This window comes from Streptomyces sp. NPDC001348 (assembly GCF_053597535.1).
This window is the reverse complement of the sequence record NZ_JBSFIK010000001.1, coordinates 14,786-27,893: the sequence shown is the minus strand read 5'-3', so window position 1 is coordinate 27,893 and position 13,108 is coordinate 14,786. Positions and strand designations below refer to the sequence as shown.

14 protein-coding genes and 1 pseudogene are annotated in these 13,108 nt (G+C 68.4%); 8 read left to right on the top strand and 7 right to left on the bottom strand.

The window, feature by feature from the left end:
• Nucleotides 1-5 precede the first annotated feature (5 nt).
• Both ACWC21_RS00130 and ACWC21_RS00125 read left to right on the top strand, forming a co-directional pair.
• Nucleotides 6-186 (top strand): annotated as a pseudogene (locus tag ACWC21_RS00130) (IS256 family transposase); the annotation flags it as partial.
• 36 nt (nt 187-222) lie between these two features.
• On the top strand, nt 223-591 hold the full coding sequence (locus ACWC21_RS00125; RefSeq protein ID WP_450876430.1) for a class I SAM-dependent methyltransferase: 369 nt from the start codon (nt 223-225) through the stop codon (nt 589-591).
• On the opposite strand, the gene ACWC21_RS00120 is transcribed toward ACWC21_RS00125, so the two are convergent.
• Both ACWC21_RS00120 and ACWC21_RS00115 read right to left on the bottom strand, forming a co-directional pair.
• A complete protein-coding gene (locus ACWC21_RS00120) occupies nt 588-1,235 on the bottom strand; it encodes a tetratricopeptide repeat protein (RefSeq protein WP_450876428.1) in 648 nt (215 codons plus the stop codon). The genes ACWC21_RS00125 and ACWC21_RS00120 overlap by 4 nt on opposite strands.
• Nucleotides 1,236-1,778: 543 nt before the next feature.
• Nucleotides 1,779-2,951, bottom strand: coding sequence for an epoxide hydrolase family protein (locus ACWC21_RS00115; protein WP_450876427.1), 1,173 nt, complete (start codon nt 2,949-2,951; stop codon nt 1,779-1,781).
• Nucleotides 2,952-3,033: 82 nt separating this feature from the next.
• On the opposite strand from ACWC21_RS00115, the gene ACWC21_RS00110 reads away from it, so the two are divergent.
• Nucleotides 3,034-3,609, top strand: coding sequence for a CGNR zinc finger domain-containing protein (locus ACWC21_RS00110; protein ID WP_450876425.1), 576 nt, complete (start codon nt 3,034-3,036; stop codon nt 3,607-3,609).
• A gap of 292 nt (nt 3,610-3,901) precedes the next feature.
• Here ACWC21_RS00110 and ACWC21_RS00105 read toward each other — a convergent pair whose 3' ends face one another.
• On the bottom strand, nt 3,902-4,486 hold the full coding sequence (locus tag ACWC21_RS00105; protein WP_450876423.1) for a hypothetical protein: 585 nt from the start codon (nt 4,484-4,486) through the stop codon (nt 3,902-3,904).
• A gap of 259 nt (nt 4,487-4,745) precedes the next feature.
• Between ACWC21_RS00105 and ACWC21_RS00100 the strand changes: the two genes are divergently transcribed.
• On the top strand, nt 4,746-5,180 hold the full coding sequence (locus ACWC21_RS00100) for a VOC family protein (protein WP_450876997.1): 435 nt from the start codon (nt 4,746-4,748) through the stop codon (nt 5,178-5,180).
• Between the two features lie 159 nt (nt 5,181-5,339).
• Here ACWC21_RS00100 and ACWC21_RS00095 read toward each other — a convergent pair whose 3' ends face one another.
• The 3 genes from ACWC21_RS00095 to ACWC21_RS00085 all read right to left on the bottom strand — a co-directional run bounded on the left by ACWC21_RS00095 (nt 5,340) and on the right by ACWC21_RS00085 (nt 7,104).
• Entirely contained in the window at nt 5,340-5,726 is a 387-nt protein-coding gene (locus ACWC21_RS00095; RefSeq protein ID WP_450876422.1) for a hypothetical protein, read from the bottom strand.
• A 264-nt stretch (nt 5,727-5,990) separates the two neighbouring features.
• Nucleotides 5,991-6,854, bottom strand: coding sequence for a hypothetical protein (locus tag ACWC21_RS00090; protein ID WP_450876420.1), 864 nt, complete (start codon nt 6,852-6,854; stop codon nt 5,991-5,993).
• A gap of 25 nt (nt 6,855-6,879) precedes the next feature.
• Nucleotides 6,880-7,104, bottom strand: a complete 225-nt coding sequence (locus ACWC21_RS00085; RefSeq protein ID WP_450876418.1) for a hypothetical protein — start codon at nt 7,102-7,104, stop codon at nt 6,880-6,882.
• A gap of 700 nt (nt 7,105-7,804) precedes the next feature.
• Between ACWC21_RS00085 and ccrA the strand changes: the two genes are divergently transcribed.
• The 4 genes from ccrA (at nt 7,805) to ACWC21_RS00065 (ending at nt 11,864) form a co-directional block, all read left to right on the top strand.
• Entirely contained in the window at nt 7,805-9,115 is a 1,311-nt protein-coding gene (gene ccrA, locus ACWC21_RS00080) for a crotonyl-CoA carboxylase/reductase (RefSeq protein WP_450876416.1), read from the top strand.
• A 522-nt stretch (nt 9,116-9,637) separates the two neighbouring features.
• On the top strand, nt 9,638-10,456 hold the full coding sequence (locus tag ACWC21_RS00075; protein WP_450876414.1) for an IPT/TIG domain-containing protein: 819 nt from the start codon (nt 9,638-9,640) through the stop codon (nt 10,454-10,456).
• Between the two features lie 231 nt (nt 10,457-10,687).
• Nucleotides 10,688-11,299, top strand: coding sequence for an ATP-binding protein (locus ACWC21_RS00070; RefSeq protein WP_450876412.1), 612 nt, complete (start codon nt 10,688-10,690; stop codon nt 11,297-11,299).
• 169 nt (nt 11,300-11,468) lie between these two features.
• Nucleotides 11,469-11,864 (top strand): hypothetical protein, encoded by a 396-nt coding sequence (locus ACWC21_RS00065; protein ID WP_450876410.1) that lies wholly within the window; start codon nt 11,469-11,471, stop codon nt 11,862-11,864.
• On the opposite strand, the gene ACWC21_RS00060 is transcribed toward ACWC21_RS00065, so the two are convergent.
• On the bottom strand, nt 11,755-13,050 hold the full coding sequence (locus tag ACWC21_RS00060) for a macrolide family glycosyltransferase (RefSeq protein WP_450876408.1): 1,296 nt from the start codon (nt 13,048-13,050) through the stop codon (nt 11,755-11,757). The two genes, ACWC21_RS00065 and ACWC21_RS00060, sit on opposite strands and share 110 nt — an antisense overlap.
• Nucleotides 13,051-13,108: the final 58 nt, after the last annotated feature.

Sequence of the window (13,108 nt, the reverse complement as noted above, 5' to 3'; positions counted from 1 at the left end):
CAGGGACCAAGGTCACCCCCGGCACCGGCTCCCGAACCGCCGCCTGGCCATGGTCTGCAAGCTTGTCGAGTCCGCCCAGCAGCGGTGGCGGGCGGTGAACGCACCCCACTTCGTCGCCCTCGTCCGTGCCGGAGCCCGCTCGAACGCGGCTGGCTCGTCGAGCGCCCGGCCGCTCTGGCAGCATGACCGGCTTCAGCCAAGCGCCCAGGGGAGGCATCCGCCATGTCCGACCTCGACAGCCAGGTTCCTTACTGGGATGCCGCCGCGGCCACCAAGACGTTCACGCACCCGCTCCATCTGCCCTGGCTCGACGGGATCAGCAGGCACGCCGCGATCCTCGACTACGGATGCGGCTACGGCCGCATCATGAAGGAACTCGAACTGCACGGCTTCGGCGACCTCACGGGCGTCGACGCCTCACCTGCGATGATCAGTCGGGCGCGCCGCCTGCACCCCTCCATGCGCTTTGCCACCCTGGACGCACCGCTGTCCTCGTCCTGTCCAGACTCGGATGCGCTACCAAGATCCAGCAGGACGACGCGTGCATCGATGAGCGCGTCGTGCGCGGCCTGGACTGACCTGAGGGCCTAGGAACGGATGTGCGTGCGGGCTTGCTCGATCCATCCCAACACGGCCTTGGCACCGCAGATCTCGGCAACCGACTGCGCCTCGTCGAGGTGGTGGAACGCCGCCGCCGGGTCGCCGGTTTCGGCCGCGAGGTACGCCAGTGCCACCAGGCCAGCTGCTTCCCCGGGCCTGAAGCCGATCTGACGGCGCAGCGTCACCGATTCGGTCAACCGCTCGCGGGCCTGATCGAAGCGGCCTGCGTCTTTGTCGGCGAATCCGATATGCCGAATCGCATAGGACATCGTCATCCGGTCGTCGACGGATTTCGCCAGCGCGTACGACCGCTCGAAGTACGGCCTGCCGGCGACACCGTCGCCCTTGACCACCTGGTGCCAGCAGCCGACCCAGAACAACGCGTCCGCCTCACCCGAGGCATCCCCCAGGCGCTCGTACAACTCGGCCGCGCGCTCAAACAGCACCAGTTCCTGGGTGTTCTCTTCGCGGTCGTTCAGGAAACGGACGTGCAGCACCTTGCCCCGCGCCATGGCAAGCGGCGCCTCGACCGAGTCCAGCACCTCATCCGAGCGGTCCAGCGCGGCCGTGTCTTCGCCGAACATCGCCGCTTCGAACAGCTCTCCCGCACGTTCGATCCAGTCCTGACCGTGCATACCCCTACCCCCACCCCTGCCCTCCGGGCGATGACAGCGCCGAGGCTATCGCCATACTCCCGGCGGAACGCGGGAATTGTTGGGCGGCGGCGGCTCGTGGGCCCGCCGCAGCTCGTAGCGGCGGGCAACGAGGCGTTTCACGGCCTGCGCGCGATACGCGACGCTTACGCCCGGGGGGCGGCAGTCGGCTCCGCCGAGGAAGCGTCCCTTGTGAGAAGGCGTCGCACGGCCATGGCTGAGATGCGGCGTCTCATGCGTGAGGACCTGGGTTTTGGGCCCCTGGGGATCGAGTGATCGTCACCAGGCCCCGGGAATGGACCTGTCCGGGCAGCTCCGACGGCCGGATCGTCTCAACCCGGCGCTCGGCCTCCGAGGTCGCCGTGCGGATCAGTGGCTCGCACCACCGGTCGTCGGCGTTCGGTGCGCGGCGTAGGCGCGGCGTGCGCGGCCCGGCTCTCGGCCGGGCCTGCGCTTTCGTCTACGCCCCGCTCCAGCCCGGACGGCGCCCGCGTCGCGCGATCGAATGCCCGCGGCCGGCCGCGTTCACCGACTGGCGGCCAGCACTGCCGCGAGGCCGTCTTGCAGATCTTTGACGAAGTACTCGGGAACCTCCAGCGACGGGAAGTGCCCTCCTTTTCCGGGTGACCTCCATCGGACGATCCGCCGGTATCGTTCCTGCGCCCAGGGGCGCGGACACTTCTCGATGTCGCGGGGGTACACGGTGACGGCTGACGGGACGTCGACCCGGAGTTCGGGGTCCAGCGAGTTGTGGCTTTCGAAGTAGATGCGGGCCGCCGATGCGCCGGTCCGCGTCAGCCAGTACAGGGTGACGTCGTCAAGAACGCGGTCTCGGGACATCGTCTCGAACGGGCTGTCTTCGGTGTCCGACCACTCGGCGAACTTGTCGAGGATCCAGGCCAGAAGCCCGACCGGTGAGTCGACGAGCGAGTAGCCGATGGTCTGCGGTCGGGTCGCCTGCTGCTTCGCGTACGCCGCGCGGTGGCGCCAGAAGTCGCGGGTTTCCTCGGTCCATGAGCGCTCGGTCGCCGTCAGGCCGTCCGTCGGCAATCCGGGCGGTGCCTGCGCGGTCGTCGTGTGGATGCCGAGAACGTGCTCCGGGAACCTGCCGCCGAGGACCGTGGTGATCACACCTCCCCAGTCGCCGCCGTGGGCCACGAACTTGCTGTAGCCGAGCCTTCCCATCAGTTCCACCCAGGCGGCCGCGATCTTTTCGGTTCCCCACCCGGTGGTGGCCGGCTTGTCGCTGTAACCGAAGCCCGGTAGCGACGGGATCACGACGTGGAACGCCGGCGCGTCTGCGTCGTTCGGATCCGTCAGTCCGTCCACCACGTGGACGAACTCGGCGATGCTGCCCGGCCAGCCGTGCGTCAGGAGCAGAGGAGTGGCATCCGCGCGCCCGGATCGGCGGTGCAGGAAGTGGATTCCCAGACCGTCAATGGTCGTGCGGAACTGGCCGATGCGGTTGATGCGCTCTTCGAACGACCGCCAGTTGTAGCCCGTGCGCCAGTAGTCCACGACCTCGACGAGGTCGGCGAGAGGAACGCCCTGGTCCCATCGGCGGGGGTCCGGCGCGGCGCGATGGACCGTCTCGGCCTCAGGCAGCCGCGCCGCGGCCAGTCGCGCGCGCAGATCGTCGAGGTCGGCGTCAGTCGCGTGGGCTTCGAATGCCTGCACGTCGCAGGTCGGACGGGGCATGAGACCTCCTGGCCATCGCGGAACCGGCTAAGACGGTTCTAGCAGGCTCCCGAGCCGCGCCGCAACCGGCTAAGGTGGTTCCATGCGTTCTGCGTACCCTGACTTCCGCCTCGGCAAGGTGCTGGCGACCAGCTTCACGGGGACCCTGTCGGAGCGTCACGGCGACGCCGTGGAGCGCATTCCCACGCCGCACCGACTCGTCGACTGGCTGGCGGTGAACGGCCTCGCCGTGGACTCCTGCACGCCTGCCCAGCTCGACCGCGCCCGGGAACTGAGAGAGTCGATCCACGCCGCCGCGACAGCGGCCGCGCTCCAGGACGCCCTCCCTGCGTCCGCCGTCCAAGTCATCAATGACTGCAGCGCTCAGGGGCGGGCCGCGGCCGTCCTGACGCCCGAGGGTGAGCGGCGGTGGCAGCTCGGCTCGGCTTCCTGCGTGGAAGATGCCCTCGGCGTGATCGCAGCCGACGCGATCGGCATCATCGCGGGCGAGCGAGACGGAAGACTGGCCTTGTGCGCATCACCGACCTGCCGAGCCGCCTTCTTCGACACCAGTCAAAGCCGCACCCGCAAATGGTGCGACATGAACACATGCGGAAATCGCCAGAAGAAGGCGCGTTTCCATGCCAGCCAGCGCAGGAACTCCGGATCGGCGGAATGATCGTCGTTGACCGCAGACCGCCGACCGCCGACCGATGGTGGAGTGCCGGTGCCCACGGCGATGGGACCACCGCTGCGGGCGCGGAGAGCAGAACCAGGCTCAGCAGGTCGTGGCCGCCCGCTCGGCTGAAGGAAATCACATGGAGCCAGAGGTGCGGATCCCTCAGGTGTGAGTGGTTCGCGTACAGGAGGTCCATGACCGACCGGCTCGATCCCGCCGAGCCGGTACGGACCGCAGCACGCAGCGGGACCTGCTACCACAGACCCGAGTCCGGGAGGAGCTGCGCGGGCGCTCAGGTGTTGGCGGCCCCGTAGTGGAGGGTGCCATCCACGGGAAGCAGGTATCCGATGGCTCGCTCCTGCGGCATCCGGCCTGCCAGGGTTGCAGCGTCCGAGCAGCCCGAGACCTCGAACCCGACGCCCCCGAAGCTGAAGTCCGCTCTGGTGAACGTCTCCTTGCCGATGGCAGCCAGCCAGTCGTCCATCACGTCGGATCTGAAGAAGGGCCGACCGTCCCAGTAGGTCAGACCGGCGTTGTCCAGCGCACCGCCGGGGACGTAGAAGTCCAGCCAGTCGCTGCTTTCATCACCGCCCCGGATCGCCACACAGCCGCAGACGACCAGTTGGCCTGTCGGCAGCCGGACCTGACCGTGGAGATGCCCGAACTCGGTCAGTGATCCGACTGTGCAGGGCACGGGATCCTGCTCCTCAGGTTCACGATCTCTCCGTCCGAAGCACCCGTGCACGTCCGCGGCGGACCACAGAGCACTCAGTACGGCTTGAATTCGGGCATCGTCACTCGAACCGACCTCTATGGCCAGCTCGTAGTAGCCACCGGACCAGTTGGTCTGGTCCCGGAAGGAGGCCGGACTCGTCATGGCATGATCATGCGGCACAGCCCTCCCTCAAGACCACCTGCATTCAGGCGCGCCACCGGACCAATGGAGAGGGCTTCTCAGGCTCGGGTCAGGTCGGAGCGTGGGGGTTCGCATGGGCATCGACGGCTGGTTCGAAACCGAGATCCCGCTGCGCACGGCAGCCTCGTCGCCCCACGGTCTGGCACCACCCATTTTTCCGGCAACGCACCTGCCCACAGGGGGAGATGAGCAGCAGACTCCCCCCTGCTATGGTGCGCCGATGTCGTCGATCAAGAAGTTTCAGGTCACCTTCGACTGCGCGGAACCCGAGCGCGTCGCCCGCTTCTGGTGCGAGGTGCTGGGGTACGTCGTGCCGCCACCGCCGGAAGGGTTCGCCACGTGGGGCGAGTTCGATCGCTCTCTGCCGCCTGAGCGGCAGGGTGCGGCGTTCGCCTGCGGTGATCCCTCGGGGGTGGGTCCGCGGCTGTACTTCCAGCGCGTCCCCGAGGGCAAGGTCGTCAAGAATCGGGTGCATCTTGATGTGCGGGTCGGCACCGGGCTCGTGGGTGAGGAACGCCTCGCCGCGCTCGAGGCCGAGTGCGCGCGACTGGTTGCGCTCGGTGCGACACAGGTGCAAGTGCTGCTTGCCGACGAGCACAACGAGTCGTGCATCGTGATGCAGGACGTCGAGGGCAACGAGTTCTGTCTCGACTGAGCGTCCTCCGGGACGGCGAGGCGGGAGCCGTCGCCTTGGGCTCTTCTTGCGGGCGGTCCCGTGTGAGGCGGGTGTTCGCAGTCCTGCGGGCCCGCTCCCAGGGGTCGGGCCCGTACGTCGCCGGGCTCCGGCAGCGAAGGCGGGTCGTCCGGGAGCCGGTCAGGACGACGTGAGGTAGCTGATGTCGAGCGCGATCCACTCGCCGGTCGACGGGTCGCTCGTGGACGGCTGCACCAGGACCCAGCGGTCGTCGCTGGTGTGGACGCAGAGTCCGGTGCCGTCTCGCAGGGCGGCGAGGGGGACGTAAGGGCTCGTCGGTGTGCGGGCGGCGCAGTTCGGGATGTCGTCGGGCCGTATCAGGCCGTACTCGACCTGGGCGGTGCCCGGACCACCCTGTGCGTCGGCGAACTGGAAGGACTCCCCGGCCACGGTCACGTAGAACTCGCTGTCGGCGGTGTCTCCGGAATCCGCCACCGCGCTCCGCCGGTCCAGGTCGACGAAGGTGCTCGGAGCGACGAACATCTGGTAACGCCCGTCCACGGACATCGCGCCGGCCCGATTCCGCTCCGTCCCGTCATGTCCGGGGGCGGCTGACTGCGGGCTCCGTTTTACTCCGCCGTCGCCGCCACCGCCGTCGCCAGTGCCGTCAGCGCTGCCGTCGACGTCTGCGTTCTTGTTGCCGCAGTTCCGGGTTCTGACGCAGTGGTTGTCGTTCTGTACGCATCCGCTGCCCGTCAGGAGAGTCAGGAGTACAGCTCCGCTCAGCGCCGCGCAATGGGCCGCTCTCACCGTCGGCACCTTTCCCGGGCGTCACACGCATCCGATCCCTTTCCCGGGTGCGGGTCGGGTTTTTCCGGGCTTGCCGGTCATGGGATCGGGGATGTACGTGACCGTGTGGGCGTCGGCCTTGCCCATCGACTTGAACGGGCCGATGACCTTGCTGTACGACCTGCCGTCGTAGGAGTAGTCGATGACCAGGGACCAGGAGTAGTTGCCTCGGCAGGCCTGGGTGTCGATGCGCACGACGGCCGGATCCTCGGAGTTGACCTTGAAAGCAGGGCCGAGCGGGTTGGCGGGGGCCGTGGGATCGCCCGACTGGGGCATGCCCTGCACGCCCTTGTCGGTCAGTTTGGGCCGGTCGAGGTCGAGCTCGAAGGACCGTCCGTAGACGTCACCGCAGCCTCCCTGGGTCAGCGCGACCCAGGCCGGCGGCTTGATGCGTTCGGGGACGCGGGACTGCAGCCGGATGTCGTCCACGACGACCGTCTTGCCCTGTTCGGCACTGATGTCCAGGTAGAGGTGCCCGGCACCCCAGACGCCGCCCCCGTGCGGCGTCACTTCCGTCCGGAAGTCCTGCTGCTTCAGGGCGAACGAGTCCAGAGCCCGTCCGCCGACGGGCATGGCCACGGAGGTGGCACCGTCGCAGTCCCGTAAGGCCGGCCAGTGCGTACTGAGTCGCAGGGGGCCTTCAGTCGCCGGTTTCGCGTCGGCGTCGACCACGGACTTCGGCGAGGCAGCCGCCGCGGAGTGCTCCGTGGCCGCGTTCTGGTTGCCGCAGTTGGTGGTGTTGTTGCAGGTGTTGTGCTGCTCGGCGCAGCCGCCGGTTCCCAGGAGCAGCGTTCCCGTCAGGATCAGGCCCCCGACGGCGCGCACGCCCGTTCCGTTCGCACTCATGGATCCGCTCAACCATTCGTTATGTTCATCGAGCGGAGCCGCCGGCAGCCGCTGATTCCGTTGACGATGTGTTGATGTTGATGCGATTGCTCTTGCCGCAATTCTGCGTGGCCCCCTGATCGCTCTTGCAGGAATTGGTTTCTTCGGAACCACTGTTTCCGATCAGGGCGATGAGACCCGCGACAAGGAGGCCCACCGCCCCGATGACCGCCGCGATGATCATTGCTCTCGCCTGCGTCATTCCGGCCATCACCACTCCCCCGACAACCACTGATACTGGCTGGATTCTGGCACGGCTCGACGAGACCGGTGTGGCTTATCACGTGCGCAGTCATAAGGCGTGAGGAAGGCGGCAGAAAGTGAAGTTATTCGTTCAACAGGTTGCGGGAAATGACACGCGCTACTGTCATGACGAGCGCGGCGGGGGTGACGATGCGTCCGCTGCCGGCCAGGCCCCGAACGGTGAACTCCGCCCGAGCCCGCCGTGCGGGGCCACGCCCGGGTCTGACACGACCAGCAGAAGGAGCAACCGGGTTCCCGGCACCCGGCCGCGGTGGCACGTCACCCATCGGGCCCACTGGCACGGGCCCGGTAGGGGCGTACAGCCACGTGTGTTCTTCCCGTGGCACGCTGATCGGCCGGGTCCGGTGAAGCCCTGACACGTGGCACCACTATGGGCCGGAACGCGCCGGGTGGCCTGTGGGCCTACTCCCTTCGGACCGGGTGAAACCGCCGGAACGGCGATTACGGGACGTCAATGACCTGAGCTTCCGCTCTTTCGGCGGACTCGCGGCCGGGTCCGTGCGAGCTGTCGGCGGAATTCGATGCGCTTTGCGGTTGCGGCATCAACCGGGCGGAGGCTTGCTAGAGATCTGTTCCGAGAGAAGACCGGCGTCCGTCGAGCGTGCGCCGCGACATCCGCCAGAGGGAGCCCCCTGATGCAGTCCTCCATGTCTGAAGCAGTCATCGCAGAGGCCGGCGCCGCGGACCTGGAGTCCCTCCCCGTGCCGGAGTACTTTCCCGCCGCCACGGTACGGGCCGAGGACATCGACACCTTCCAGTCCGTGGAGGACAAGGACGTCCGGAAATCCCTCGCGGTCACCCAGGTCCCCATGCCGGAACTGGCACCCGACGAGGCCCTGGTCGCCGTCATGGCGAGCTCGGTGAACTACAACACCGTATGGACGGCGATGTTCGAGCCGGTGCCCACGTTCCAGTTCCTCAAGCAGATGGGGAAAGCGGGGGGATGGGAGGCCCGGCACGATCTCCCGTACCACATCGTGGGGTCCGACGCGGCGGGCGTCATCGTCCGCACCGGCTCCTCCGTGCGCAGATGGAACGTGGGTGATCACGTGGTGATTTCACCCGCCTACGTCGACGAGCAGGATCCGGACACCCATCGGGACGGGATGCTCGGCGAAGGCCAGAAGGCCTGGGGTTTCGAGACGAACTTCGGCGGCCTGGCGCACTACGCGATCGTGCGGGCCAGCCAGTTGATGCCGAAGCCCGCCGCCCTGAGCTGGGAGGAGGCCGCGGCCAACCCGCTGTGCGCGAGCACCGCCTACCGCATGCTGGTCAGTGAGCGCGGAGCCCGGATGAAGCAGGGCGACGTCGTCCTCGTCTGGGGTGCCACCGGTGGGCTGGGCGCCTACGCCGTCCAACTCGTCCTCAACGGGGGCGGCATCCCCGTCGGCGTCGTCAATTCCGCCGAGAAGGCGGAACTTCTCAGATCTCTGGGGTGCGAGGCCGTCATCAACCGCTCGGACATCGAGGAGGGGGACCCCACCCTCCTGCAGCAGCCGGAGGGCTGGAAGAGAATGGGTCGCGCCATTCGGGACGTAGTCGGCGAGGACCCGCACATCGTGTTCGAGCACGTCGGCAAGAAGACGTTCGCGGCATCGGTGTTCCTCGCCAGACGGGGTGGCACCGTGATCACCTGCGGCTCCAGCACGGGTTACGAGCACCTCTACGACAACAGGTACCTCTGGATGCGGCTGAAGAAGATCATCGGAAGCCACGGTGCCAACCTCCACGAGCAGTGGGAGGTCAACCGGCTGATCGCGCTCGGACACCTGGTTCCCGCGCTGTCCAGGACCTACACCCTGGACGAGGTCGGTGCGGCGGTGCGCACCGTCCAGACCAACCAGCACATCGGCAAAGTCGGGGTCCTGTGCCTCGCCCCGCGGCCCGGGATGGGAATCACCGATCCGGAGGCGAGGTCACGCATCGGCGAGGAGCGCCTCCAGACGTTCCGCCGGTGACGGTCGGGGGCGGTCAGGACCGCCAGGACGGCCGGGACGGCCAAGACGGCCAGGACGGTCGTTCATCGACGGACCGGCTCGCACGACGAGCCGGTCCGTCAAGCTCTGCCGTAGCGCACGCTCCCCCGTTCGAGTGACATCCCTGGAGGGGCCTTGTCGGCGCGCCCACATGCCAAGTATCACTGAAATACCGGCGGGCAGCCCATCCGCGCCGGACAGCGCGACATCTCGAGTGTCCGCCGGTCTGCGGAGCTGCCCAGCTCTTACGGCGTCGTGGTGCCCACATTGACGCGGCAAGCAGGCCACACGGTGGTCCGCTCCCAGGGCCACTCTCACTCAGCGAGCCGTTCCGATGCGTGTCTCTCCGTTCTTTCCGTGAGCAGACCCACCTCTGGCAAAGCCGACGGCGTCACAGGGCTTGTCCGTCGCTCGCGATCAGGGGTCGACGCGGCCTGTTTCCGTGTGAACGCACACCGCGCCATCGGGCGGATCAGCCACCGACAACTCCTCCAGGAGACCTTCATGTCAGCGAATCTGCTGCCCGGCCTGCCCGCCGTCCTCACCCAGCCGACCCTGTTCGCCGCCGTACCGGGCTTCGGGCCCACCACCGGCGGGAACCAGGTGCTGCTCATCGGGGCCAACCTCACCGGAGCCACCTCCGTCACCTTCGGCGGTACGCCCGCGACCATCGTGTCCCAGGACCCGTTCGGTTTCCTGCTCGTCGTCACCGCGCCCGCGCACGCCGCGGGCAACGTCCCGGTCGTCGTCACGACGCCCGCCGGCACCAGCTCGCCCGCGAACTACACCTACATCGCCCCGACGGTTCCGCCGCCGCCCACCGTCATCGGTATCACCCCGCCGACCGGACCGACGACCGGTGGTACGCCGTTCACCATCGTGGGCACCAACCTCACGGGTGCGTCGGTCACCTTCAACGGGGTGCCCGCCACCAACGTCAACGTCATCGGCGGAGTGGTGCTGACCGGCCTGACGCCTGCCGGGACCGCGGGCAACGCCACGGTCCAGGTGACCACCCCGGCGGGCAGCGTGACCGTCCCCGGAGGCTTCACGTACGTCGCCCCCACGCCGCCGACCGCCACGACCATCCTGCCGGCGACCGGACCGGCCGCGGGCGGTACGCCGTTCGTGATCACCGGGTCGAACCTGACCGGAGCCACGGTCACCATCGGGAACGCACCCGCGACCAACATCGTCGTCGACCCCACCGGAACCTTCGTCGCCGGCCTGACGCCTGCCGGAGCGGCCGGTAACGCCCCGGTCGTCGTGACCACCCCCGCCGGAAGCACGAGCGTGACGGGCGGCTTCACCTACACCCCTTAGCCGACAGCACCACCGGTGGCCCGGCCGACGGCCGGGCCACCGGCATGCCCGTCAACAGCCGGTCAACGGACGGCACCGTCAACGGATACCGCCCAAACGCATCCCTCTGTGGAGCGCGCACAGGGGCATTCGGACCATCCGACTAACCACTCCGAGCTCCCTGCGCCCACAATCACATCCCGAATTCCCCCGTCCCTCACCTTCTCCCTGGGTAGCGTCTAACTGCCCGTCATGGATAACCGCACCAGGGGGTCAATGGTGGAAGAAGTCGACCAGCCGACCTGTCTTTCCTCCGGCGCAACATGCCGATACCTGGATTTCCTGCACCGCATTCCGGGAACATGCGCGCAGCTGAATACGTCCTTAGCCGATCAGGGCGCCGAGGCGATACTTCTCAGGTTGCCGTGCACAGCCAGGTCGGTGTCCGTCACACGGCGGCAGGTACACGAGGCCCTGGCGTCCTGGCAGGTCGGTTCCGCGGCGACGGACAGACTGCTCCTCGTGGTGTCCGAGCTGGTCACGAACGCCGTGCAGCATTCCGGCTCCCACGAACCGGCTTCCCGGAACGGTGTGGGGGCCTACTTCGAGCTGGCCGTGCGTCTGCTCATGGACCACATCCGGGTCGAAGTGCTCGACACCAACCGCGGTCTGCCGGTGCACCTCACCGCCCACGAGTACGCCGAGAGCGGAAGAGGAATGGAAATCATTCAGTACTGCACCCGAAGATGGGGAGCCGACAGACTGTGCACGGGCGGAAAAGTGGTCTGGTGCGATGTGGATATGGACGAATATCCTTCTGATCGCGGCGACCTGCTTCAGGCACCTGCTTGGCGGCTGCGCTGATCGGACGCACGGTTCCACAGACCGCGGGCCGACGCAAACCCATCATGCGCCCCGCGGTACGCCCCTCCAAAAGGGTGACAATACCTCACGTCTCTTGCGGGCATTTCCAGTTCCTGCACTCATACCAGTAGTGGCAAGACTGCGCCCCCATCGAAACCGGGACACGCCCATGACAGCAATTCAGGCGACAGCAGACGAGAACTTCGACGAAGGGTGCCGCACCAGCCGGACGGCGCGCCCCGTCACCGTCGCCGACGCCGCGTCAGCACTGGCACCGCTGGACCTCGCCGTTCTGCGGAAGCTGCCGGAGGACGAACTCGAGCAGCAGCTGGAGGCCCGCTGGGCTCTGTACCGCCACCTGGACGCCGCGTCCGGCGGGCGGCACGGCCCGAGGCGCCGGGACCAGACCGGGGAGATCGAGGCGGCGCTGCTCGACCTGATCGGCTCCCTGGTCATCAATGTGCACGAGGCAGAGGCGGGTCTGGCAGTCCGGCGCCGTGAGGCGCCACCCGCGCCGCTCCGCACGACGCGCCGGCAGGCGGCAAGGTCGGCCGACCGTTCCTGACCGCCCGTTCCACGACGTCCGCGGCCGCCCGCGCACCACCGGCGGTCCGGACTTCCTGCCGCATCCTCCGCACCCGCGCCGCGATCCGGTCGTCGGAGACCACATCCAGGAACGCTTCACGAAGCGCCCCCGGGGTCAGGCCCTGCGGTGGGAGGCAGCGGCCGAGGCCGAGTCGCTCGACCTGGCGGGCGTTGACCATCTGCTCCGCCATCCGCGGGACCACCACCAGCGGAACCCCGTGGTACATCGCCTCCATGACGCTGCCCATCCCGCCGTGCCCGATGAAGGCCCCGGCCCGGGAGAGGACGCTCAGTTGGGGGATGCGCCGCATGAGGTGGAAGTTCTCCGGTACCGCGGATCCGTCCCGCGGACCGATCCGGTCCCCCACCGCCATGACCACGTCCCAGCCGACCGGCTCGAACGCTTCCACGCAGGCCTCGACGAACGAAGGGGAGACGTCCGGGGAGGAGCCCATGGCGATCGCCAGCAGGGGCCGGTCCGTGCGGGGCCGGTGCCAGTCCCCCTGGAAGCTCCGCGGTCCGAGCGCCGGCCCGACGAACGTGTGCGCCTCGCCGACCGTCTCGGGCCGCCGCTGGAAGGACTTCACCGTGAACACCACGCCGGACGACGGTTCGGTGAGGAAGGACTCGACGCCGGCGCCGACACCGTTGCTGCTCAGCAGTGAGCGGAAGGCGTCGTGGAACGCGGCCTGCCGGAGCGAGGAGACACCGCACATCTCGGTTTCCCAGCCGGCGTACGGCGCGTGACTGCAGTTGAGCTGCACGGCCGGGACACCCATACGGTACGCCGCCACCTGCCCGCCCCAGGCCAGCAGGTCATGGAGGACCACGTCCGGTGTGTCCCGGGTGAAGGCCTCGAGCAACCGCGGTACCAGTTCGCCCGCCTGGCGGGCCAGCAGCAGCACCCCGGCCTCCAGGTCGCCGTCCGGGATGGCACCCACCGGCGGGCGGCCCACCAGGGGCAGGAAGACATCCGCGCCGGCCTCACGGACCGGCCCGGCGAACTCCTCGCTCGCCACGTACGTCACGCGGTGGCCGCGCCGCACCAGTTCGCTCACGACCGCGAGCGTGGGCAGGACATGGCCCGGCTGCGGAATGGTGACCACGGCGATGTGCGCGCCACGCGCCTGCCCGGGCGTGCGGGACGGCTGAGCCTGCCATGTCACGGTGGCCCCTTTCGGCCGCGGGTCGGCGCGAGTACCCCCAGGTGCAATGCCAGCACAG

Bases quoted from the DNA above. Each gene is read 5' to 3' on its own strand.
- ACWC21_RS00090 (WP_450876420.1), bottom strand. From the start codon at position 6,854: ATGAGTGCGAACGGAACGGGCGTGCGCGCCGTCGGGGGCCTGATCCTG.
- ACWC21_RS00095 (WP_450876422.1), bottom strand. From the start codon at position 5,726: ATGTCCGTGGACGGGCGTTACCAGATGTTCGTCGCTCCGAGCACCTTC.
- ACWC21_RS00085 (WP_450876418.1), bottom strand. From the start codon at position 7,104: ATGGCCGGAATGACGCAGGCGAGAGCAATGATCATCGCGGCGGTCATC.
- ACWC21_RS00075 (WP_450876414.1), top strand. From the start codon at position 9,638: ATGTCAGCGAATCTGCTGCCCGGCCTGCCCGCCGTCCTCACCCAGCCG.
- ACWC21_RS00100 (WP_450876997.1), top strand. From the start codon at position 4,746: ATGTCGTCGATCAAGAAGTTTCAGGTCACCTTCGACTGCGCGGAACCC.
- ACWC21_RS00120 (WP_450876428.1), bottom strand. From the start codon at position 1,235: ATGCACGGTCAGGACTGGATCGAACGTGCGGGAGAGCTGTTCGAAGCG.
- ccrA (WP_450876416.1), top strand. From the start codon at position 7,805: ATGTCTGAAGCAGTCATCGCAGAGGCCGGCGCCGCGGACCTGGAGTCC.
- ACWC21_RS00065 (WP_450876410.1), top strand. From the start codon at position 11,469: ATGACAGCAATTCAGGCGACAGCAGACGAGAACTTCGACGAAGGGTGC.
- ACWC21_RS00125 (WP_450876430.1), top strand. From the start codon at position 223: ATGTCCGACCTCGACAGCCAGGTTCCTTACTGGGATGCCGCCGCGGCC.
- ACWC21_RS00070 (WP_450876412.1), top strand. From the start codon at position 10,688: ATGGATAACCGCACCAGGGGGTCAATGGTGGAAGAAGTCGACCAGCCG.
- ACWC21_RS00110 (WP_450876425.1), top strand. From the start codon at position 3,034: ATGCGTTCTGCGTACCCTGACTTCCGCCTCGGCAAGGTGCTGGCGACC.
- ACWC21_RS00115 (WP_450876427.1), bottom strand. From the start codon at position 2,951: ATGCCCCGTCCGACCTGCGACGTGCAGGCATTCGAAGCCCACGCGACT.
- ACWC21_RS00105 (WP_450876423.1), bottom strand. From the start codon at position 4,486: ATGACGAGTCCGGCCTCCTTCCGGGACCAGACCAACTGGTCCGGTGGC.